Genomic DNA, 21,710 nt, shown 5'->3' on the forward strand with positions numbered 1-21,710 from the left:
CTCTCCTTATCCTGTTTATCTATTTAAGATACTCCATGAAACTCGCTGAAACCAGTAACTTGGGTTATCGTGAAGGTATGCGTTGTGCTTACCACATGGACAAAGACACTTTGGCATTACATCAATTCAAGATCAGCACCTTTAATTTGTTCAATTATCTTAGCCCGCCGGGGGCATATTACGATTTTGAAAATATCTACAGTACTGAGCAATGGCACGCGAAACAGCGTTGGACGTCTGAACAAATTACCCTTAGTGACGCGGACATCGTTGGGTTTCAAGAGATTTTTAGTCCAGCTCAATTGCAAGCACAGCTGGCAGAATTAGGGTACATGTATTTTGCGGTTGTCGATGAACCTAAAATAGAAAATGATTATATTTATTCCGATCCTATTGTTGGAATTGCGTCACGTTACCCGATAGTAAGCGCTAACCCAGTCGTTGGAGATAGGCTGGCGAGCGAAGAGCTTGGATTTGAGTTTAGTCGTGCCCCTCTTCATGCGGTGATTGAGTTGCCCGTTGTAGGAAAAGTAGATGTGTTTGTTGTGCACTTTAAATCTCAAAGGCCAAAACCACTGAGCATTGATAATACGCAGCTACTTGAAATAGAGCGCTGGCGCTCCACTATGCAGCGAGGTCTCGAAGCCCGTTTCTTAGGGGCATGTATGGCAGAGCGAAAATATCAAATGGGTTACCCCCAAATCTTGCTAGGGGACTTTAATCGCGAGCTTAATAGTGCCGAATTTTCAAGTTTGACTTGCAATGTGCCGTTGCAGGATAGCCTTGGCCACCCGAACATGACTTCTTTAAGCAATGCATATCTGCAAGATGCTAAGCAATTGTTACCTGCACCAATCTTACCTACGCCCACCCATTATTATGGGGCGAAAGGCAGTGTATTGGATTATGTGCTGTTATCGCACGAGTTTGACTACAACAGCGCCTCTTGTCTTTATGAGGTCACTGAGTATTCAGTGTCCGATAGCCATCTCATTAATCCTATTTATGCGATAGACCGCATGGCCAGCGATCACGCTGTAGTCACGATTACATTGACTCAAAAGCAGTAATTCTATTGGAAATGGGTCAATGCTGTTATTTTGGTGTTTTTATCCTATTGATAATTAAGGGCTTTAATTGAAAGTTTGTTTAAGCGCAAACTTTAGTGAAACTCTCTTTTCATACCAGTAATGTTAGGTTGCATGTGAATTTGTTGTGATCAAGCGCACCTTGACCTAGATTAATTGCACAGGTGATGGGGTTCCACCTACTTAACCGCCAAATCATTGGCTGATGACTCCTACTAAAATCGAAAGCAGTGACGTATTTATCTTAGGATAATTGTAGCTAGTACTATTATGGTGCTCGGTTTGGTAGGGTGTATCTTCAATTCTCATTCTGCCCATTCTTCACTGTTTTCCCAAGCTTAATTCATTTGTTAGAGCGGAAAACACTATGCATTACACAAACGAAATTCAATCAATGTGCCCAATTCAACGTGGCGACCTACATGCTTCTTCTCCAATCCCAGTAGAAGGCCGCATGATTAACCCTAAAGAAGTTATTGCAATTTCTGGCCTAAGCCACGGTGTGGGCGGTTGTGCTCCACAACAAGGCGCTGCAAAACTAACTTTAAACGTTAAAGAAGGCATCATTGAAGAAGTGCTAATCGAAACTATCGGTTGTTCAGGCATGACTCAATCAGCAGCTATGGCGTCTGAAATTCTTACAGGCAAAACAATTCTTGAAGCAATGAACACTGACTTAGTGTGTGATGCAATTAACGTAGCAATGCGTGAAATCTTCCTTCAGTTCACTTACGGTCGTACTCAATCTGCATTCTCTGATGGCGGTCTAGAAGTGGGTGAAGCGCTAGAAGATCTAGGTCAAACACTACGTAGCCAAGTGGGTACAAGCTACTCAACTAAAGCTAAAGGCGTTCGTTACATGGAAATCGCTGAAGGCTACGTGACTAAAATGGGTCTTGATGAAAACGATGAAGTTATCGGTTATCAATACATGAACCTAGGCAAGTTCATGAAAGCACTTGATGCTGGCGTTGATGCAGAAACTGCACTAGCTCAAGCAAGTGGTCAATACGGCCGTTTTGCAGAAGCTGTTAAAACTATCAACCCACGTCAACAGTAAGCGAAGAGGACTGAATCATGAACAACGCAACTCAAGCTCTATTAGCAGAAATGAACTTAAAATCTTTAGAAGAAGCGGCTGCTTATTGTAAAGAATTCGGCATTGATACCCGTGAACAAGTCATGGAAACTCAGCCTATCGCTTTTGAAAGTGCAGTAGACGCGTACACACTAGGTACGGCTTACGCATTATTCACAGACAGCAAATCTTCTATCGAAGCGGCAAATGCTATCGGTAAAGGTCTACAAGCATCTTGTAAACCAGGTAGCGTTGCTGACCAACGTCAAGTTGGTATCGGTCACGGTGCTCTAGCGGCTCGTCTTCTTGACGAAAAAAGCACATGTTTTGCTTTCCTAGCAGGTCACGAATCATTTGCGGCTGCTGAAGGTGCAATCAAAATCGCACTTAACGTAAACAAAGCACGTACTACTCCATTAAAAGTTATTCTAAATGGTCTAGGTAAAGATGCGGCTTACCTTATCTCTCGTATCAACGGTTTCACTTACGTGAGAACTCAATTTGATTACGATACTGGCGAGCTAAAAGAAGTAGAACGTCGTCGTTTCTCTCAAGGTCCTCGTGGCGAGATTGATTGTTACGGTGCGGATGATGTACGTGAAGGTGTGGCTATCATGCGTAACGCTGGTGTTGACGTAAGTATCACTGGTAACTCAACTAACCCTACACGTTTCCAACACCCGGTTGCTGGTATCTACAAATCAGAATGTAACCGTGACGGTAAATCATACTTCTCTGTAGCTTCAGGTGGCGGTACTGGTCGTACTCTACACCCAGATAACGTAGCCGCAGGTCCTGCATCTTACGGTATGACAGATACTATGGGTCGTATGCACGCTGACGCTCAGTTTGCTGGTAGCTCTTCTGTACCTGCTCACGTAGCGATGATGGGCTTCATCGGCATGGGTAACAACCCAATGGTAGGTGCGTCAGTAGCACTTGCTGTAGCAGTAGATGAAGCACTTAAAGCGAAACGCGCTTAAGCAAAAAATTCTGGAGGCTAGCAACTCTATACCTCTTATTTGTGTCATGGCATTGCGATGATACATGGCTAGCTTCTGGTTTAACGTCAATTTGGTTTATGAACTTATCCAAATTGACTATATGCCCAAATTTATAAGTGGATTTCTATCGCCGGATTGATACTTGTAATAACGGTTGGCTAATCACTACCTCCATACAGGGATAGTATTTAGTCAGCATTATGGATAAAAAGTGATACCGCTCATTACTTTTTACCTGTGGGCATTCAGAGCAAACTCATAGTCTTGGGTTTGCTCTTTTTCTTTTCTAGAGCCACCCTTCTTAAAATTGCCATTTATGCACTTGAACTGTAAAGTTACCCACCATTTTTATTGTTGTGGATACGGTCATGTCGCCTTTTTTCTCAGGTCTTGCTATCGGCTTTTCTCTTATTTTGGCTATTGGTGCACAAAATGCCTTTGTGATTAAACAGGGCTTAATGCGTCAGCATGTCTTTTGGGTGTGCTTGGTCTGCGCATGCTCAGACGCGCTGCTGATTTTTGCCGGTGTTGCGGGCTTTTCAGTGGTGGTAAACGCCTACCCGCAAGTAGAAGACATTGCCCGTTATGCCGGTGCCTTGTTTTTAGTCGTGTATGGGCTAAGCAGTCTTTGCTCGGCGGTTCGTAATAAACACACTCTTGACCCTACTGCAAAAGCGCCATCCTCGTTAGCGAAAACATTAGCCGTTTGTTTGGCATTCACTTGGTTAAACCCACATGTTTATCTCGATACCTTAGTTTTTCTAGGTTCTGTGTCTACCCAATATGGCGTAGATAAATATGAATTTGGCGCAGGCGCTGTGTGCGCTTCTTTTATTTTCTTCTTTGGTTTGGGTTATGGCGCAAGATTATTAACCCCTTACTTTAAAAAAGCCCATACTTGGAAGGTACTTGAAGGCGTAGTCGGGGTGACAATGCTACTGCTCGCCTTTGAATTATTGAGAAACTAATACTGAACGTGCGTAACCGGTCATGCTAGCGGGGAAACCTACTTGATGGCGGCGTTACTGTGGTTGGTAAAAGCACAGACCAAGGAGTGACGGTGGCAGAGCAGGAAGCGAAGTTCGTACAAGGTTCGACAATGAAGCACATACTGACTATGTCAGGTGCGGGTTCCATTGGACTCATGTCTTTATTTATTGTCGACCTGCTCGATATGATGTTTATCAGTATGCTCGGGCAGGTGGAACTGGCAGCAGCTGTGGGGTTTGCAGGGACCTTAATCTTTTTCTCAACCTCTATTTCTATTGGTACTTCCATTGCCATGGGGGCGTTAGTTTCAAAAGAACTTGGCGCAAAAAAGAGGCAAGGTGCCAAGCATCTAGTGATCAATATATTGGTGACTGCTTTTCTGGTCAATGCCGTTATTACTGGCATTATGACCTATTACATTCCTGAATTGCTGACGTTAATCGGTGCTAAAGGCGCGGCCTTTGAGCACGCTAAAGATTACATGTACATTTTACTGCCTAGCACCCCCTTAGTTGCCTTAGGTATGGCAGCAGGAGCGGCGCTACGTGCGGCAGGGGATGCCAAACGTTCCATGATGGCTACCATTTGGGGCGGGGTCGTCAACGCCATTTTAGACCCCATCTTTATCTTCGTATTTATGTGGAATGTTGAAGGCGCCGCATTAGCATCGGTGATCTCCCGCGCGACCGTATTAACCTTTGCTTTAGCTCCTTTGATTCGACAACACAACCTTGTTGGACGTTTTAACTATCGTCATTGGCTATTGAGTCAACGAGCTATCTTCGCTATTGCACTACCTGCCATTTTTACCAATATTGCGACGCCAGTAGGCAACGCCATTGTGACGAGTGCTATTGCACAATATGGTGAAGACTTTGTCGCTGGGTTTGCGGTAATGGGGCGATTAACGCCTGTAGTGTTTGCCGCTATTTTTGCTTTGTCAGGAGCGGTAGGTCCCATTATTGGACAAAATTATGGAGCCGTGCGCATCGACAGAGTGAAAGAAACGCTACGTAATTCGTTGCTGGTGGTGACGGTGTACTGTCTTTTGGTCAGTGTAGCGCTGTTCTTTTTGCAGTCGCAAATTGTAAATGCCTTTAATCTCACCGGTGATGCGGATCTGCTGGTTCGAACATTTTGCACTTACATTGCAATTACCTTTTTGTTTAATGGTGCGCAATTTGTCGCAAATACCTCGTTTAATAATCTGGGTAGACCTTTGTATTCCACCGCATTAAATGTGGGTAAAGCGACCTTGGGCACCATTCCTTTTGTCTATTTAGGTTCTTCGCTATTTGGCGCACTTGGGGTTTTGTACGGCCAAGCACTGGGGAATTTAGTGTTTGGTTTAATCGCCTTGGTCACTTTAAGATTTCATCTACAACAATTAGATACTGAAGTACCCATTGAGCAAAAAGAAAGTCTTGATGATGAGCTTGAAGAAGGATTGCATTGCATCAACATGCAGCCGTTTTGTACTCATGACGCGGTGGCAATGGAAGAGCTGGTGAAAAATGATGAGTTGCTAGCTGAGAAAAAATAGCCGCTAAAAAGAACAATGCCGATAGCACTCAAGTGATATCGGCATTATGTAGGGTTGCTAAAGTTTAACCGGCAAGAACATCGGTCGCGACTTTGTAGCTAGGATCTTCTTTAACGTTGATTTCAACTAGGCTACCGGCTTTGTCCAATAGTGCGCGGCAATCTTGGCTTAGATGACGAAGATGTAAGGTTTTACCTTCGGTGTTGTAGCGCTCTGCAAGGGTTTCGATAGCTTCGATGGCCGAGTGATCGGTCACGCGAGAATCCGCAAAATCAACAATCACATCATCAGGGTCATTCTTCGCGTCAAATAGCTCTAGGAAGTTCGCGACCGAGCCGAAGAATACAGGGCCGTGTACTCGGTATACTTTAGATCCTTCTTCGTTGACTTGGCTGCTGGCGTAGATGTGTTTAGCATGCTGCCATGCAAACATCAGTGCAGAGGCAATCACGCCGACTGCCACCGCTACCGCAAGGTCGGTCAGTACCGTGACAACCGTGACGAGTACGATGACAAAGAAATCTTGTTTTGGTACGCGACGAGCCAGTTTAAAGGTCGCCCATTCAAAGGTACCAATGACCACCATAAACATAACTCCAACCAGTGCAGCAAGTGGGATCATTTCGATCAAACCTGAGGTAAACAAGATGAACATCAGTAGCGCCAGAGCCGCCACAATACCGGAAAGTCGTCCACGCCCCCCGGAGTTTATGTTGATCATTGATTGACCAATCATGGCGCAACCACCCATAGCGCCAAATACTGAACAACTAAGGTTGGCAATGCCTTGACCAACACATTCACGGTTACTCTTTCCGCGAGTATTCGTCATTTCATCTAGAACTGTTAGCGTCAGCAGTGATTCTATCAGGCCAATCGCCGCTAAAATAATCGCGTAGGGAAGGATGATTTTTAAGGTCTCGAGAGTCAGTGGCACTTGCGGAAGCGAGAAGCTAGGAAGTGAGCCTGCTAAGGTGGCGTTAGCATCTCCTGACATGGAGCGTAAGAAGTCAACAACGGTACGGGTATCTAAGCCGAAGAAGTGAACAATAAGCGTTACACTGACAATCGCAACCAATGAAGAAGGTATGGCGGTGGTGATCTTAGGAAGAAAGTAGATGATAGCCATAGTTAGCGCTATTAAAGCAAACATCACCGTCATTTGATCGCTTGGTAACCAAGTCATGACTCCTGCCACATCTGGCGCTTTAAATTGACCGAGCTGCGCGAGGAAGATAACAATGGCAAGACCGTTGACGAACCCTATCATGACCGGATGGGGAACAATTCGTATAAATTTACCTAGCTTAAAGACACCAGCTAATATCTGTAAAAGCCCGGTCAGCATAATAGTGGCAAAGAGGTACTGCACCCCATGCACTGCGACTAAGCTGACCATTACCACAGCCATTGCCCCAGTAGCACCAGAGATCATGCCTGGTCGCCCGCCAAAGATAGAAGTTATCAAGCCTACAATAAAGGCGGCATATAGCCCAACCATAGGATCGACTCCGGCCACGAAAGCAAAAGCAACGGCTTCAGGTACTAAAGCCAGTGCTACGGTAAGTCCGGACAAAACGTCATTTTTGACGCTTTGCGCTGAAAACTGAGGAGATTCAAACATAGAAGGTTAATTTTTTCTTACAATTGTTAACAAGTCGCAGAATCCTAACGGAAACACGGATGAAGTGCAATTAATCGATAAGACGTAAAGTGCATAATTATACTCATCACACTAAGCCAGTGATCAGAAATAGTACAGGGGAAATGCTGAGAACAAGCTGGTATTTTCGGTAAGTCGTTATTTTATAATCAAAAATTCTAACGCAGTTATCGAGAACGATTGGTATTGGCTATCTTCTAAATATAAAAAAAGAGCCAACCTAAATAGGTTGGCTCTCGATTTTTTACAACGAATTAAATTAGAAATTCGGTTTCGTTGTCACAGCTGACGCTTGGTGAGTAGCGGCTTGGCTACCCGCTGCACGTCCTGCAAAAGGTTCATTACGGAAGCTTGCAGCATTGACCGTAATTTCCTGTACTTGCTGTGGACCAGGAGCGCTTGTCATTCCAGATTGCGCGTGGCCTTTAAAGCTCACTTTTGCAACAGGTTGTACTTGCGGTGCAACTTCTTCCACAACCGGTTCAGTGGTGGTTGCTGGTTCAACTTCAATCGTTGCCTCAACAGCAGCTTGCTCTGTGGTTTCTTCAACAACAGGGCTCACAACTTCAGGAGCAGTTGCTACGACTTTCGTTTCTGGCTGCGCAGTTTCAACAACTGGAGTTTCAGATACAGTTTCAGTCGTTTCAACTTTTGGCGTCTCAACAGCTGCCGGTGCTGCCACGGCCACTTCAGGAGTCGCTACAACCTCAGGTGTTGCTACAGCTTCAGGAGCGATCACTTCAGGAGCCATCACTAACGCAGGTTCAACAGCTTTCATGATGATCACTTTACCCATCGACATTTCAGGGAATGCAACACCGCTGGTGATACCTGTCGCAATGACTTCTTCAACCACACGTTGCTTTCTCTTAGGCTTAGGCAAGTCATATTTTGGCATTACTTTACCCATTGCCATCTCAGGAGAGGCAACACCGCCTTTGCGTAGACGGAAAGGGTTTGGTCTGCGATCGCGACCGCGACGACGACGTTGTCCACTGGCTCGTAGGTGACGAGGTGAGCGACGATTACGACGTTGCTGTTGTGGCGCTTCGTTTTGTTCAGACTTGTCCGCTTGTTCAGTTGCCGCAGTCTCAGTAGAAACTTGGCCTTTCGGTTGTTGTTTCTTAGCTGGCTTTTCAGCAACAGGTTTAGCCGCTTTAGCAACGTCAACATTTTGTTGGTTTGCATTCGCTTGCTGGTCTTTAACGCGCACCTGTTTTTTCATCTGACGACGTTGGCGACGTTGTTTAACCTGACTTGTCTTAGTTTCTTTTTCGCTCTTAGCAGTAGCTTCAGGCTCTTGCTGAGCTTGCTCGGCGATTTTCTTACCTTGTTCTTCTACCTTATTCGGTGTCTTTCTTTCTTTGCGAGGTTTGCGCTTGTTCTCTTTACGAGGCGCATCTTGCTGAGAAGACGGTGAATTCGAGGTATCTGCTGCAGTCTCATCGCGCTCAGTGTTGTTGCGGTTAGAGCGGTTATTGTTTCTGCGGCGATTGTCACGATTATTACGACGACGGTTGTCATTGCGATCGCGACGTTGTGGTTTTGGCTTTTCTTCAACAACAGGCTCTTCTTTCACTTCTTCTGAGTTAAAGAATTTACCGATAGCAGCAAAGATACGAGAGAATAACCCCGGTGCTTTTGGTGCCGATGTTGTTGGCTTAGCCGCTGCTGTAGGAGCTGCTTTAGGTGCAGGTGCTGCTGATTGCGTTGGAGAAGCAAAACCTTGTAGTACAGGCTCTTCGATGCGTTTTGGCGCAACTTCTACTTCACCCGCTTCGCGAGCTTCTGCTTCTTTCATTGCATCTAGCTTTTTAGGCAATAGGTATGAAAGTAGGCTTTGTTCTTCACCTTCACGAACACGAACGATTTCGTAGTGAGGCGTTTCCATATCAGAGTTAGGAACAATAAGTACCTTAACTTCTTGGCTACGCTCAATATGATTAACGCTGCGGCGTTTTTCGTTGAGTAAGTATGATGCGATAGGTACAGGCACAACCGCCAGCACTTGCGCAGTGTTGTCTTTTAACGCTTCTTCTTCGATAAGACGAAGAACAGACAGTGCTAGAGATTCGTTATCACGAACCACGCCTGTACCTGAACAGCGAGGACAAATATGGTGGCTAGCTTCAGCAAGAGACGGGCTCAAGCGTTGGCGAGACATTTCTAGAAGACCGAAGCGTGAAATGCGACCAATCTGTACGCGGGCACGATCTAAACGAGCGGCTTCACGTAAGCGGTTTTCCACTTCACGTTGGTGACGAACAGGGGTCATATCGATGAAATCGATAACCACTAGACCACCAAGGTCACGTAGACGTAGCTGACGAGCAATTTCATCGGCTGCTTCTAGGTTAGTGTTAAGAGCGGTTTCTTCGATATCACTGCCTTTGGTTGCGCGGGCAGAGTTAATATCGATAGACGTTAGTGCTTCTGTTGGGTCAATAACAATTGAGCCACCAGAAGGTAAGCGTACTTCGCGTTGGAACGCAGAGTCGATTTGAGTTTCAATTTGGTAGTGACTAAATAGTGGCACTTCACCGTCGTATTTTTTAACACGATTGACGAAGTCAGGACGTACCAATTGAATGTGTGCTTGAGCACGTTCAAAAATAGTGTTGCTGTCGATCAGGATCTCACCAATATCGCGACGTAAGTAGTCACGAATAGCTCGAACGATAACGTTACTTTCTTGGTGGATAAGGAAAGGTGCTTGATTTGCATCAGCCGCTTCTTTTACTGCTCTCCAGTGATTAAGTAGAACATTTAAGTCCCACTCAAGCTCTTCAGCGCTTTTACCCACACCCGCTGTACGAACAATTAAACCCATGCCTTGTGGTAGCTCTAAAGTGCTTAGTGCTGCTTTAAGTTGAGTGCGTTCGTCACCTTCGATACGACGTGAAATACCGCCAGCTCGAGGGTTGTTAGGCATTAATACTAAGTAGCTACCTGCAAGAGAGATGAAAGTAGTAAGAGCTGCGCCCTTGTTACCACGTTCTTCTTTCTCAACTTGAACAATAACTTCTTGGCCTTCTTTAAGCACTTCTTTAATGCTTGGACGACCTTGGTAGGTGTAGCCTGCAGGAAAGTAATCGCGTGCTACTTCTTTAAGAGGGAGGAATCCGTGTCGTTCTGCGCCATAGTCAACAAATGCTGCTTCCAAGCTTGGCTCAATGCGAGTGATACGTCCTTTGTAGATATTCGCCTTCTTTGATTCGTGGCCAGGACTTTCGATATCTAAATCGAACAGTTTCTGTCCATCAACGAGGGCGACACGCAACTCTTCTTTTTGAGTTGCGTTAATTAACATTCTTTTCATTCGAATTCTCGTCGTGTTTCTCTGATTATTTTATTTGTGATTGTCGCAATTGTTCCTATCAATGGTGCCTGATCCCATGGTCGATCGGTGCAGCCTCACGGCTGGAAGGGATGCTCGGGGACACTTTAGCCATCACATTTTCCTCTTCAAGAAAACGTGATCTGCGAAAATTTTGCAGTCGAACTCTGCATTGATAGGTAAAAGTTGTGCGACATGCTTGTTCAGAATCAATGTCTTATGCCTTACGCTGCATGGAATAATGAACAATCAACTTTCATTTCTTGTCAATTTGCGCCCTAGTTAAGTGTAAAAAACAACCAAGGGAACACATTGATTGACGAACTATAACAGTGTCACTAATACACAGCAATCAACAAACAGATAAAGGATACAAAAAAAACTAAAAAACGGCGTCTTAAGACAGTTAATTGTATGATTATCTTGAATTTAATTAATGTGAACAAAAATTACAAAACTGTGACTGCACAATGTTGTACACAGGTTCTTAAATCCTTAGTGAACAAAAGTCGTTCATAGTCGACTTAACTAGTGTAGAGCAGAAATATGTGATTTAGAACACTTTAGAATGTTACACTAGGCAAATGAGTGAAATTAGAACCCCAGTCCAGTTTGTCGATATTGATTCTGACATGGCCGGACAGCGCATCGATAACTTTCTGCGCAACCAATTAAAGGCTATTCCGAAAAGTATGGTGTATCGCATCATACGTAAGGGAGAAGTGCGCGTGAATAAAAAGCGCATCAAAGCCGAATACAAACTTCAAGCCGGTGATCTGGTGCGTATTCCGCCAGTGACCATTCCTGCAACTGAAGAAACACCTGCGTTAAGTACCAAACTGAATAAAGTGTCAGAACTTGAGCACTGCATTTTGTATGAAGACGATCATCTGCTTATTTTGAACAAACCGTCGGGTACGGCTGTTCATGGTGGCAGTGGTTTGAAGTTTGGTGCTATTGAAGCGCTGCGAGCTTTACGACCAGAGGCAAGGTTTTTAGAACTTGTGCATCGCATTGATAGAGACACTTCCGGTATTTTATTAGTCGCCAAGAAACGCTCGGCATTGCGTCATCTACAAGCGCAGTTTCGCGAGAAAACCGTGCAGAAGTATTATTTTGCCTTGGTGATGGGGGAGTGGAAGAACAGTATTCGTAAAGTGACTGCGCCACTTCTTAAAAATGAAGTGAACAGCATTGTACGTGTGAACCCAAATGGTAAGCCGTCAGAAACGCGCTTTAAAGTGATTGAGAAGTTGAATAACTCAACCTTAATTCAAGCAAGCCCAATTACTGGCCGTACCCATCAAATTCGTGTGCACGTTCAATATACGGGTCATCCGATTGCTTGGGATGATCGTTATGGCGACCGCCGCTTTGATGCCTTTACCGCTAAAGTAGGGTTAGACCGCTTGTTTTTACATGCCGCCAACATCAAGTTTACCCATCCAGGTACCGAAGAAGAGATGGATATCTCGGCACCTATGGAAAGTAAACTGACGCGTGCGATTGAGAAACTGCGGGTCTAGACGTCACATAACGGACTATTCGCGCTTAACCTAAGATAGAAACACCTTCATTTTCTAATAAGTCGATAAGCTCAATGAGCGGTAGACCGATGAGGGTGTTAGGATCTTTGCCTTCGAGTGCACTAAATAGAGCGATGCCTAAACCTTCGCTTTTAAAGCTACCGGCACAATTTAATGGTTGCTCTAATTCAACGTAACGTTTGATTTGAGCGTCGGATAATGTTTTAAAATGCACTTTAAAGGTATCGACAACGACTTGAGTGCGACTACTTTTAGTGTTGTGCAAGGCAAGTCCAGTATAAAAGGTAATGGTTTGGCCGCTTTGCTCGGTAAGCTGTTGTATCGCACCTGCTGTGGTATGCGGTTTACCCACAATGCGACCATTAACCACACAAACTTGGTCAGAGCCAATCACTAGGTGCTGACCATCAGGAAGAGTACAAGACTTGGCTTTTCCTTCAGCCAGTCTTGCGACAAGCTGCTCAGGTAATTCATTATCTAGAGCCGTTTCGTCAAAGTCAGGGCTGACTTGTATAAAAGAAACCGATAATTTACGCAGAATCTCTGCTCGATAAGGGGATGTCGAGGCTAATACAATTTGATATTCGTTCATGAATTCCAGTTCGATGTTTGAATTGTTTGGCATAGAATAATCGACGTACAAAAATTGAGTAAGTTTTTTCTGTTTTCCTTTGACTAAATTTGATTTGAGAGATAATATTCGCGCCCTATGCAAAAGGTAAAAATACCGCGAACGGTTGACCCGAGTAAAGCAGCTCAGAAACGACTAGACTATGATGGCATTATCCAAGTCAGTCTGCTCAAGCGCTTGGCCGAGTCGGTCGAAGGCGTAAAACGCAACGCAGAAGTCACATTGTCATTTGACTTAGATGAACAACGATTGGTCGTTATCTCTGGTAAAGCTAACGTCGAAGTCGATTTAGAGTGTCAACGCTGCAATGAGAACTTCACACATTATTGTGAAGTCCAATTCGTCTATACCCCTAATAAGGGTGAAAAGACCGAAGAGGAAGCCCCGGAAGAGTACGATTTGGTAGATCTGAACGAGTACGGTGAATGCGATCTCATACAGTTAGTTGAAGACGAGTTCATTCTAAACTTACCTCAAGTAGCAATGCATGATGTATCTGAATGTAGCGTAAATACACATAACTTGGTTTTTGGTGACATTCCTGAAGAAATTGAGGAAGAGAAACCAAACCCGTTCGAAGTTTTAAAAAGCTTAAAAGCAAAGACAAAGGAGTAGGGTCAATGGCCGTACAAAAGAGCAAAAAATCACGTTCAATGCGTGGCATGCGTCGTTCACACGATGCGCTAACTACAGCTGCACTATCTGTAGACGCAACTTCAGGTGAAACTCACCTACGTCACAACGTGACTGCTGAAGGTTACTACCGTGGCAAAAAAGTAATCAATAAGTAAGGTTACTTTTTGCGAACGATTACCGTTGCACTGGATGCAATGGGTGGGGATTTCGGTCCCCATATTACAGTGCCTGCCGCCGTGCAGGCATTGTCTATTTTTCCAGAGCTAAAAGTTATTTTAGTGGGTGACGAATCCGTCCTCATTCCCCACCTCTCTACATTGGGATCTTACCCCAATGACCGCATTCACATCGAACATACTGATCGAGTGATTGCAGACACCGATAAACCCTCATCCGTTATGCGCCGTAGCGCAGGTACCTCTATGCGTCGCGCAATCGATCTGGTTGAAGAGCAGACCGCACAAGCCTGTGTCAGTGGTGGTAATACGGGTGCCTTAATGGGGTTATCTCGCTATCGCCTAAAACTTTTGCCGGGTATCGAACGACCTGCACTGGTTTCGGCATTGCCAACACGCAACGGGGAAAAAGTATGGCTACTTGATCTTGGGGCGAATGTCTCGGTCAATGCGAACACTTTGTTTCAATTTGCTGTGATGGGCTCGGCCTTGGCCGAAGAGCATTTGCATCGTTCACCACGAGTGGCGATTTTAAATGTGGGCGAGGAGGATATTAAAGGGAATGATCTGGTAAAAGATTGTGCTGAAATGCTACAAAAGACTGAATCTATTAATTACATTGGATTTATCGAAGCAGATCAGCTATTACAAGATGAAGCAGACGTCGTTGTTTGTGATGGATTTGTAGGCAATGTCTGTTTAAAAGCATCTGAAGGGGTAGCCAATCTGTTCCTAGATAGGTTAAAACATCATATGCTGGCCTCTAAGTTTAGAGCTTGGATATCAAAAATTATATTCTCTGAGCTGTTTTCTGAGCTAAAACAACTGAACCCCGACCAGTATAACGGGGCAAGTTTGCTAGGATTGCGCGGCATTGTCATTAAAAGTCACGGAAGTGCGGATAAAACTGCTATCATCAATGCAATCATAGAGGCAGTTCACGAGGTCAAACGTCAAGTACCCAGTCGTATAAGTGACCGTTTGGAAACCGTTTTACTCGAGAGGCAAAATTAGTCTTCATGTATAGCAAAATATTAGGCACAGGCAGCTATCTGCCTTCCCAAGTGCGCACCAATGCAGATTTAGAAAAAATGGTTGATACTGACGACGAGTGGATTGTTGCTCGTACTGGTATCAAAGAACGTCGTATTTCAGCACCGGATGAATCCGTTGCCGATATGGGCTTTATTGCAGCAAAAAATGCGATTGAGATGGCGGGTATCGATAAAGCCGATCTTGATCTTATTATTGTTGCCACTACCAGTGGTAGTCATGCCTTCCCATCATCTGCGTGTCAAATTCAAGGAATGCTCGACATTCCTGGCTGTGCTGCTTTTGATATAGCGGCAGCATGTACTGGCTTCGTGTATGCGTTGTCGGTCGCTGACCAGCATATCCGTTCTGGAATGTGTAAAAACATTTTGGTTATCGGTGCTGACGCTCTATCAAAATCAGTAGATGAAATTGATCGCTCAACCGTTATCTTATTTGGTGACGGCGCAGGTGCAGTGGTATTAGGTGCCAGTGAAGAACAAGGCATCTTATCTACGCATCTTGGCGCGGATGGTCGTTACGGTGAATTACTGAGCCTTGAAATGCCAGTTCGTGGTGGTGAAGTCGATAAATGGCTACACATGACGGGCAATGAAGTATTTAAGGTAGCGGTAACTCAGCTTTCTCGCTTAGTCACTGATACGCTGAAAGCCAACAACCTACAGAAACAGGATTTAGATTGGCTAGTACCACATCAAGCCAACCTAAGAATCATCTCTGCGACCGCTAAAAAGCTGTCGATGCCGATGGATCAAGTGGTGGTAACCCTTGACCGTCATGGTAACACCTCAGCCGCTACGGTTCCGACTGCACTTGATGAGGCGGTACGTGATGGCCGAATTAAACGCGGTCAGCTGATGTTACTAGAAGCCTTTGGTGGTGGTTTCACTTGGGGTTCTGCGTTGGTTAGGTTCTAACCAAAACGCAAATGATTAATTTAAAGAAGTGCCATTGCACTTCTTTTTAAATATTTAGGACGAATTATGAGCAAGTTTGCAATCGTATTTCCAGGTCAAGGCTCTCAAAGCCTTGGTATGCTAGCCGATCTTGGTGAGCAATTTGATGTTGTTAAACAAACCTTTGCTGAAGCATCAGAAGTATTAGGTTATGACCTATGGGCACTGATTCAAGAAGGCCCAGTAGAAGATTTAAACCAAACTCACCGCACTCAACCTGCATTGTTAGCGGCATCTGTTGCCATTTGGCGTGTATGGAATGAGCAAGGCCTTGCCACTCCTGAACTGGTTGCAGGTCATAGCCTAGGTGAATACTCAGCTTTGGTTTGTGCGGGCGTAATCGATTTCAAACAAGCGATTAAATTGGTTGAGCTGCGCGGTCAATTAATGCAAGAAGCGGTACCGGCAGGTACTGGCGCAATGTACGCAATTATCGGTCTAGCGGATGACGCGATTGCGAAAGCGTGTGAAGAAGCAGCGCAAGGCGAAGTCGTTTCTCCTGTGAACTTTAACTCTCCAGGTCAAGTGGTTATCGCGGGCAATAAAGCGGCGGTAGAGCGTGCGGGCGCATTATGTAAAGAAGCGGGCGCGAAACGTGCACTGCCTTTACCTGTGTCTGTGCCTTCACACTGTGCACTGATGAAGCCTGCGGCGGATCGTTTGGCTGAAGCACTGAAAGATCTTGAGTTTAATGCACCATCGCTACCTGTGATCAACAACGTTGATGTTGCTGCCGAAACCGATCCTGCAAAAATTAAAGACGCGCTTGTACGTCAACTCTATTGCCCAGTACGTTGGACTGAAGGCGTAGTGAGCATGCATGAGCAAGGCGTAGAGAAACTCTTTGAGTTGGGCCCGGGTAAAGTGCTGACGGGTTTGACTAAACGCATCGTGAAAAGCCTAACGGCTGCAGCAGTGAATGACACAGCATCACTAGAAGCTGCGAAATAAGATTCTTAACGGAGACAATAAATAATGAACCTTGAAGGAAAGATCGCATTAGTGACTGGCGCTAGCCGTGGTATTGGCCGCGCTATCGCTGAGACACTAGTGGCTCGCGGCGCAACGGTTATCGGTACTGCAACGAGTGAAAACGGTGCGGCGGCTATCAGTGAGTACTTAGGCGAGAATGGTAAGGGATTGGCACTAAATGTAACAGACCCTGCCTCTATTGAAGCGGTCCTTAAACAGATTACGACAGATTTTGGTCCTCTTGATATCCTGGTAAACAATGCGGGCATTACTCGTGACAACTTGCTAATGCGCATGAAAGATGACGAGTGGACTGATATCATGGATACCAATCTGACTTCAATCTTCCGTTTGTCTAAAGCCGTTCTACGTGGCATGATGAAGAAAAGATGCGGCAGAATCATCAATGTAGGTTCAGTTGTTGGTACAATGGGCAACGCTGGACAAACAAACTACGCAGCCGCTAAGGCTGGCGTAATTGGTTTTACTAAATCGATGGCGCGTGAGGTTGCTTCTCGCGGAGTAACAGTCAATACTGTAGCACCAGGTTTTATCGAAACTGATATGACAAAAGCACTAAACGATGAGCAACGTGCGGCGACACTGTCTTCTGTACCTGCTGGTCGCTTAGGTGATCCTCGTGAAATCGCAGCTGCTGTGGCATTTCTTGCCTCTCCAGACGCCGCGTATATAACAGGTGAAACATTACACGTCAATGGCGGCATGTACATGGTGTAATTTTGTGCATTATTTGACGTGATCTAAGTCAAAAGTGCCATTAAAATCGGGTAAATGGAAAAATTGTGGTTTGACCAGCAAGGATGCCCTTGCAACTTTTTACCTTTTGAATAAACTACGCAAAACATCGCATTCAGCGACTTATGTATAGGAAATAAAAAATGAGCAATCTTGAAGAACGTGTAAAAAAAATCATCATTGAACAACTAGGTGTTGATGAAGCTGAAGTTAAGAACGAAGCATCTTTCGTTGACGATCTTGGTGCTGACTCTCTTGACACTGTTGAGCTAGTAATGGCTCTAGAAGAAGAATTCGACACAGAGATTCCTGACGAAGAAGCAGAGAAAATCACTACTGTTCAAGCTGCTATCGATTACGTAACTAGCGCTCAGTAATTCTCTTCTCAGGCGGTTAATTTCTTTGACCGCCTGATTCTTTACAGCTTCCTTATCGTTGTATCTCAATCTCTCATTCATCTAACCCCGGAGTAAAAATCGTGTCCAAGCGTCGTGTAGTTGTCACTGGCATGGGTATGTTGTCACCGGTCGGCAACACCGTAGAATCTTCTTGGAAAGCCCTGCTATCAGGTCAAAGCGGTATCTCGAATATCGAACACTTTGACACCACCGAATTTTCAACACGCTTTGCAGGTCTTATCAAAGACTTTAACTGCGAAGAGTACATGTCTAAAAAAGATGCTCGTAAAATGGATTTATTCATCCAATACGGCATTGCAGCAGGTATCCAAGCTCTAGATGATTCTGGCCTAGAAATCACTGACGAAAATTGCAGCCGAGTAGGTGTCGCGATTGGTTCAGGTATCGGTGGTTTAGGTCTAATTGAAAACGGTATCCATACTATGAACGCGAAAGGCCCACGTCGAGTGAGCCCATTTTTCGTTCCATCAACCATCGTAAACATGGTTGCAGGTAATCTTTCTATCATGCGTGGCCTTCGTGGTCCTAACATTGCTATCTCTACTGCTTGTACTACAGGTTTGCACAACATCGGCCATGCGGCTCGTATGATTGCTTACGGTGATGCAGATGCAATGGTTGCAGGTGGCTCTGAAAAAGCGTCAACTCCAATGGGTATCGCAGGTTTTGGTGCAGCGAAAGCTCTATCAACTAACAACGAAAACCCTCAAGCGGCATCGCGTCCTTGGGACAAAGATCGTGATGGTTTCGTATTAGGTGATGGCGCGGGCATGATGGTACTTGAAGAGTACGAATCAGCGAAAGCTCGTGGTGCAGAAATCTATTGTGAACTTGTAGGCTTCGGCATGAGTGGCGATGCGTATCACATGACCTCTCCAAGTGAAGACGGTTCAGGTGGCGCTCTAGCAATGGAAGCCGCTATGCGTGATGCAGGTGTGACGGGTGAGCAAATTGGCTACATCAACGCACACGGCACTTCAACACCAGCAGGTGACGTAGCAGAACTTAAAGGCGTAAAACGTGCTTTAGGTGATGCAGGTGCCGCTCAAGTACGTGTCTCTTCTACTAAATCTATGATCGGTCACCTACTAGGTGCGGCAGGTTCAGTTGAAGCTATCATTACTGCATTGGCGCTTCGTGACCAAAAAGTTCCGCCAACAATCAACCTTGATGAAATTGACGAGCGCGCAGAGGCGCTAGGCATTAACCTAGTACCAAACGTGGCTCAAGATGTAGAGATGGAATACGCTCTATGTAATTCATTTGGCTTTGGTGGCACTAACGGTTCATTGATCTTCAAGAAGATTTAATTATCGTAGCAACCTATAATTGGTTAAAATGTTGAGGTCAGACTCAGTTTCAAATGAAACTGGCTCTGGCCTTTTTTATTGTCGATGATCTTTGGAATCAAGCATGTATTGGATAAATGGTGTCGTTAAGGATACGGTTCCGGTTAGTGATAGAAGCTTCAATTACGGCGATGGTGCCTTTACCACCATCAGAACGTTAGAGGGCAAGCCGCAGCACTGGGCTGCACATCTGGCGAGAATGCAAGCCTGTTTAAGCGTATTGCAAATCACTCAACCAGATTGGTCTTTGGTTTTGCAATGGGTGGAACAGGCGGCGGTCAAAGCTGGCGTTGCGGGAATTAAACTGCATGTTAGCCGAGGTTCCGGTGGCCGAGGTTATAGCCCAGTAGGGGTACAAGACACGCAAGTGACCATCAGTGACTTTGCCTATCCTACGCATTATAGAAACTGGCAATCTCATGGCGTTGAATTAGGAATCGCAAAACCAAAACTGGGCATCAATCCATTATTAGCTGGGCATAAGCACAATAATCGTTTAGAGCAAATTCTTGTTAAAGCGGATATAGAACAACAAGGTTATGTCGATGGCATAGTGCTTGATCTCAATGATCATGTTATTGAAACTACGATGGCAAATGTATTTTGGGTCACGAAAGGTCAGTTATATACCCCAAGCATCACTAGCAGCGGCGTTGCAGGTGTAGCGCGACGTTGGATACTTGAAGATGCGGCTCAGCGTGGCATTTCTGTTCTATCAAAAAACTTTAACATAGAGCATTTGTTAGACGCAGACGAAGTGTTTATGTGTAATTCCATATTGGGCGTTGCACCTATTATAAAAATCACCCAAAAATGTTTTGCTATCGGTATAATGACACGCGATTTCCAGGAGAGGATTAATAGTGCTTAAAAAAATAATAACCCTATGTGTTTTGTTCGTTGTGTTAGCCAGTGCTGGTCTATTTTATGTATGGAATCAACTGAATAGCTACATGAATCAACCATTGCAGATAGAGGAGCCAACGTTAATTACTATTAAGTCTGGCACTTCATTTAATTCGTTATTACGTCAATTTGAAAATAGCCAATGGGTAGACGCGAGTGAGTTTTCACGTTTAGCAAGTCGTGCTCATCCTGAGTTGACCAAGGTCAAAGCGGGCACATTTGAACTCCAACCAAGCCAAACGTTGCAACAAGCGTTGGTTAGCTTGGTAAATGGCTCTCAGATTGAATTTAGCATTACTTTTGTCGAAGGTAGCACGTTTAAAGATTGGAGAGCGCAATTTGATAAAGCGCCTCATTTAATACATAGCACCAAAAATATGACAGAAGCTGACATTGCTCAGGCATTAAATATTGATCGAGAAAAGTTAGAAGGCTTGTTCTTAGCGGAAACTTACCGCTATACGGTAGGGATGTCTGATCTGGATGTCATGCAGCGTGCTCATAAACAGCTGAACAAAGTGTTAAATGAATATTGGGCGCAGCGACAAGACGATTTACCGCTAAAAACCCCTTATCAAGCATTGACGCTCGCATCGATTATTGAAAAAGAAACAGCGGTTCCGGAAGAGCGCCCTTTAGTCTCTTCTGTATTCGTCAATCGCTTAAAAATCGGTATGCGCCTGCAAACCGATCCAACAGTCATTTATGGTATGGGCGAGAATTACGATGGCAATATTCGTAAGCGAGATTTACGAACGCCAACCCCTTACAATACTTACACCATTTATGGACTGACTCCGACTCCTATCGCCATGGTGGGTGAAGAGGCCATCGCCGCCGCCGTCAACCCTGACGACAGCAACTATCTCTATTTCGTCGCCAGTGGTCATGGTGGACATGTCTTTTCTAAGAACCTAAAAGATCACAATCGCGCTGTACAAGCATATTTAAGAAAATTAAGGGCTCAACAATAATGAAGCAAGGTAAATTCATCGTCATTGAGGGCTTGGAAGGTGCAGGTAAAAGCACGGCAATTGCTAAGATCATGTCGCAGCTTAAAGGCGCTGGCATTCAAGATATCGTTTCGACCAGAGAGCCCGGCGGTACGCCACTTGCTGAAAAAATGCGCGCTTTGGTTAAAGAAGAGCATGAGTCTGAACCATTGCATGACACCACCGAGTTATTGCTAATTTATGGCGCGCGAGTTCAGTTGGTTGAAACAGTGATTAAACCAGCGCTCTCTAAAGGGCATTGGGTGGTGGGCGATCGTCACGATCTGTCTTCACAAGCTTATCAAGGTGGCGGTCGACAAATTTGTGCGGCTACCATGCAGTCGTTAAAACAAATTAGCCTAGGCGAGTTTAAGCCAGACTTGACCTTATATATGGATATTGAACCAAGTTTAGGTTTAGAGAGAGCTCGCGGTCGAGGTGAGCTTGATCGCATCGAAAAAATGGACATTTCGTTTTTTGAACGAGCCCGCGCGCGATATTTAGAATTGGCTGCTGCCGACGAGTCAATTGTGGTGATTAATGCAGGGCAAGCGATAGAGCAAGTCGCCTCTGACATTGAATCAGCACTGCAACAGTGGTTAGGAAAACAATAG

At 45.0% G+C, this 21,710-nt stretch carries 20 protein-coding genes and 1 riboswitch; of the genes, 17 read left to right on the forward strand and 3 right to left on the reverse strand.

Going from position 1 to position 21,710, the window contains the following annotated elements; translation table 11 throughout:
• Positions 1 to 95: 95 nt before the first annotated feature.
• The 5 genes from VEZ01S_RS03110 to VEZ01S_RS03130 all read left to right on the forward strand — a co-directional run bounded on the left by VEZ01S_RS03110 (position 96) and on the right by VEZ01S_RS03130 (position 5,703).
• Complete coding sequence (locus VEZ01S_RS03110) at positions 96 to 1,070, forward strand: endonuclease/exonuclease/phosphatase family protein (RefSeq protein WP_040890054.1); 975 nt, start codon at positions 96 to 98, stop codon at positions 1,068 to 1,070.
• A 172-nt stretch (positions 1,071 to 1,242) separates the two neighbouring features.
• Positions 1,243 to 1,310, forward strand: a riboswitch (Fluoride riboswitch).
• A 145-nt stretch (positions 1,311 to 1,455) separates the two neighbouring features.
• Positions 1,456 to 2,148, forward strand: a complete 693-nt coding sequence (locus VEZ01S_RS03115) for an iron-sulfur cluster assembly scaffold protein (RefSeq protein ID WP_021712549.1) — start codon at positions 1,456 to 1,458, stop codon at positions 2,146 to 2,148.
• Between the two features lie 17 nt (positions 2,149 to 2,165).
• Positions 2,166 to 3,149 (forward strand): GGGtGRT protein, encoded by a 984-nt coding sequence (locus VEZ01S_RS03120; protein ID WP_021712550.1) that lies wholly within the window; start codon positions 2,166 to 2,168, stop codon positions 3,147 to 3,149.
• A gap of 389 nt (positions 3,150 to 3,538) precedes the next feature.
• Positions 3,539 to 4,138, forward strand: a complete 600-nt coding sequence (locus VEZ01S_RS03125; RefSeq protein ID WP_021712551.1) for a LysE/ArgO family amino acid transporter — start codon at positions 3,539 to 3,541, stop codon at positions 4,136 to 4,138.
• Between the two features lie 92 nt (positions 4,139 to 4,230).
• On the forward strand, positions 4,231 to 5,703 hold the full coding sequence (locus VEZ01S_RS03130) for an MATE family efflux transporter (RefSeq protein WP_021712552.1): 1,473 nt from the start codon (positions 4,231 to 4,233) through the stop codon (positions 5,701 to 5,703).
• Between the two features lie 64 nt (positions 5,704 to 5,767).
• Here VEZ01S_RS03130 and VEZ01S_RS03135 read toward each other — a convergent pair whose 3' ends face one another.
• Complete coding sequence (locus VEZ01S_RS03135) at positions 5,768 to 7,327, reverse strand: SulP family inorganic anion transporter (protein ID WP_021712553.1); 1,560 nt, start codon at positions 7,325 to 7,327, stop codon at positions 5,768 to 5,770.
• Between the two features lie 298 nt (positions 7,328 to 7,625).
• Positions 7,626 to 10,685: a ribonuclease E gene (rne, locus tag VEZ01S_RS03140; RefSeq protein ID WP_021712554.1), complete on the reverse strand. Its 3,060-nt coding sequence runs from the start codon at positions 10,683 to 10,685 to the stop codon at positions 7,626 to 7,628.
• 602 nt (positions 10,686 to 11,287) lie between these two features.
• Here rne and rluC point away from each other — a divergent pair.
• Positions 11,288 to 12,229 (forward strand): 23S rRNA pseudouridine(955/2504/2580) synthase RluC, encoded by a 942-nt coding sequence (gene rluC, locus VEZ01S_RS03145; protein ID WP_021712555.1) that lies wholly within the window; start codon positions 11,288 to 11,290, stop codon positions 12,227 to 12,229.
• A 25-nt stretch (positions 12,230 to 12,254) separates the two neighbouring features.
• On the opposite strand, the gene VEZ01S_RS03150 is transcribed toward rluC, so the two are convergent.
• Positions 12,255 to 12,842 carry a Maf family protein gene (locus VEZ01S_RS03150; protein ID WP_040890057.1) on the reverse strand — a complete coding sequence of 196 codons (588 nt, stop codon included), beginning with the start codon at positions 12,840 to 12,842 and terminating at the stop codon, positions 12,255 to 12,257.
• 117 nt (positions 12,843 to 12,959) lie between these two features.
• Here VEZ01S_RS03150 and yceD point away from each other — a divergent pair, with 117 nt between their 5' ends.
• The 11 genes from yceD (at position 12,960) to tmk (ending at position 21,710) form a co-directional block, all read left to right on the forward strand.
• Positions 12,960 to 13,496, forward strand: a complete 537-nt coding sequence (gene yceD, locus VEZ01S_RS03155; protein WP_021712557.1) for a 23S rRNA accumulation protein YceD — start codon at positions 12,960 to 12,962, stop codon at positions 13,494 to 13,496.
• A 5-nt stretch (positions 13,497 to 13,501) separates the two neighbouring features.
• Positions 13,502 to 13,672: a 50S ribosomal protein L32 gene (gene rpmF / locus VEZ01S_RS03160; protein ID WP_004414666.1), complete on the forward strand. Its 171-nt coding sequence runs from the start codon at positions 13,502 to 13,504 to the stop codon at positions 13,670 to 13,672.
• A gap of 9 nt (positions 13,673 to 13,681) precedes the next feature.
• Positions 13,682 to 14,707 (forward strand): phosphate acyltransferase PlsX, encoded by a 1,026-nt coding sequence (gene plsX / locus VEZ01S_RS03165; protein ID WP_021712558.1) that lies wholly within the window; start codon positions 13,682 to 13,684, stop codon positions 14,705 to 14,707.
• 5 nt (positions 14,708 to 14,712) lie between these two features.
• Entirely contained in the window at positions 14,713 to 15,663 is a 951-nt protein-coding gene (locus VEZ01S_RS03170) for a beta-ketoacyl-ACP synthase III (protein WP_021712559.1), read from the forward strand.
• A gap of 66 nt (positions 15,664 to 15,729) precedes the next feature.
• Entirely contained in the window at positions 15,730 to 16,653 is a 924-nt protein-coding gene (gene fabD / locus VEZ01S_RS03175) for an ACP S-malonyltransferase (protein ID WP_021712560.1), read from the forward strand.
• Positions 16,654 to 16,677: 24 nt separating this feature from the next.
• Positions 16,678 to 17,412 carry a 3-oxoacyl-ACP reductase FabG gene (gene fabG / locus VEZ01S_RS03180; protein WP_021712561.1) on the forward strand — a complete coding sequence of 245 codons (735 nt, stop codon included), beginning with the start codon at positions 16,678 to 16,680 and terminating at the stop codon, positions 17,410 to 17,412.
• Positions 17,413 to 17,573: 161 nt separating this feature from the next.
• On the forward strand, positions 17,574 to 17,807 hold the full coding sequence (gene acpP / locus VEZ01S_RS03185; protein ID WP_017051317.1) for an acyl carrier protein: 234 nt from the start codon (positions 17,574 to 17,576) through the stop codon (positions 17,805 to 17,807).
• 101 nt (positions 17,808 to 17,908) lie between these two features.
• On the forward strand, positions 17,909 to 19,159 hold the full coding sequence (gene fabF, locus VEZ01S_RS03190; RefSeq protein ID WP_021712562.1) for a beta-ketoacyl-ACP synthase II: 1,251 nt from the start codon (positions 17,909 to 17,911) through the stop codon (positions 19,157 to 19,159).
• Positions 19,160 to 19,262: 103 nt separating this feature from the next.
• On the forward strand, positions 19,263 to 20,069 hold the full coding sequence (gene pabC / locus VEZ01S_RS03195) for an aminodeoxychorismate lyase (RefSeq protein ID WP_021712563.1): 807 nt from the start codon (positions 19,263 to 19,265) through the stop codon (positions 20,067 to 20,069).
• Positions 20,062 to 21,078, forward strand: coding sequence for an endolytic transglycosylase MltG (gene mltG, locus VEZ01S_RS03200; RefSeq protein WP_021712564.1), 1,017 nt, complete (start codon positions 20,062 to 20,064; stop codon positions 21,076 to 21,078). Before pabC ends, mltG begins: the two co-directional genes overlap by 8 nt.
• Positions 21,078 to 21,710 (forward strand): dTMP kinase, encoded by a 633-nt coding sequence (gene tmk / locus VEZ01S_RS03205; protein WP_021712565.1) that lies wholly within the window; start codon positions 21,078 to 21,080, stop codon positions 21,708 to 21,710. Before mltG ends, tmk begins: the two co-directional genes overlap by 1 nt.

It is taken from the genome of Vibrio ezurae NBRC 102218 (genome assembly GCF_000467185.1).
Taxonomy (GTDB): Bacteria; Pseudomonadota; Gammaproteobacteria; order Enterobacterales; family Vibrionaceae; genus Vibrio; species Vibrio ezurae.

What these genes read in the sequence shown, in the direction of transcription:
- fabG (WP_021712561.1), top strand. Translation starts at nt 16,678, where the DNA reads ATGAACCTTGAAGGAAAGATCGCATTAGTGACTGGCGCTAGCCGTGGT.
- rne (WP_021712554.1), bottom strand. Translation starts at nt 10,685, where the DNA reads ATGAAAAGAATGTTAATTAACGCAACTCAAAAAGAAGAGTTGCGTGTC.
- VEZ01S_RS03115 (WP_021712549.1), top strand. Translation starts at nt 1,456, where the DNA reads ATGCATTACACAAACGAAATTCAATCAATGTGCCCAATTCAACGTGGC.
- VEZ01S_RS03150 (WP_040890057.1), bottom strand. Translation starts at nt 12,842, where the DNA reads ATGAACGAATATCAAATTGTATTAGCCTCGACATCCCCTTATCGAGCA.
- rpmF (WP_004414666.1), top strand. Translation starts at nt 13,502, where the DNA reads ATGGCCGTACAAAAGAGCAAAAAATCACGTTCAATGCGTGGCATGCGT.
- VEZ01S_RS03135 (WP_021712553.1), bottom strand. Translation starts at nt 7,327, where the DNA reads ATGTTTGAATCTCCTCAGTTTTCAGCGCAAAGCGTCAAAAATGACGTT.
- VEZ01S_RS03110 (WP_040890054.1), top strand. Translation starts at nt 96, where the DNA reads ATGGACAAAGACACTTTGGCATTACATCAATTCAAGATCAGCACCTTT.
- VEZ01S_RS03170 (WP_021712559.1), top strand. Translation starts at nt 14,713, where the DNA reads ATGTATAGCAAAATATTAGGCACAGGCAGCTATCTGCCTTCCCAAGTG.
- yceD (WP_021712557.1), top strand. Translation starts at nt 12,960, where the DNA reads ATGCAAAAGGTAAAAATACCGCGAACGGTTGACCCGAGTAAAGCAGCT.
- VEZ01S_RS03125 (WP_021712551.1), top strand. Translation starts at nt 3,539, where the DNA reads ATGTCGCCTTTTTTCTCAGGTCTTGCTATCGGCTTTTCTCTTATTTTG.
- rluC (WP_021712555.1), top strand. Translation starts at nt 11,288, where the DNA reads ATGAGTGAAATTAGAACCCCAGTCCAGTTTGTCGATATTGATTCTGAC.
- pabC (WP_021712563.1), top strand. Translation starts at nt 19,263, where the DNA reads ATGTATTGGATAAATGGTGTCGTTAAGGATACGGTTCCGGTTAGTGAT.
- acpP (WP_017051317.1), top strand. Translation starts at nt 17,574, where the DNA reads ATGAGCAATCTTGAAGAACGTGTAAAAAAAATCATCATTGAACAACTA.
- VEZ01S_RS03120 (WP_021712550.1), top strand. Translation starts at nt 2,166, where the DNA reads ATGAACAACGCAACTCAAGCTCTATTAGCAGAAATGAACTTAAAATCT.
- tmk (WP_021712565.1), top strand. Translation starts at nt 21,078, where the DNA reads ATGAAGCAAGGTAAATTCATCGTCATTGAGGGCTTGGAAGGTGCAGGT.
- fabD (WP_021712560.1), top strand. Translation starts at nt 15,730, where the DNA reads ATGAGCAAGTTTGCAATCGTATTTCCAGGTCAAGGCTCTCAAAGCCTT.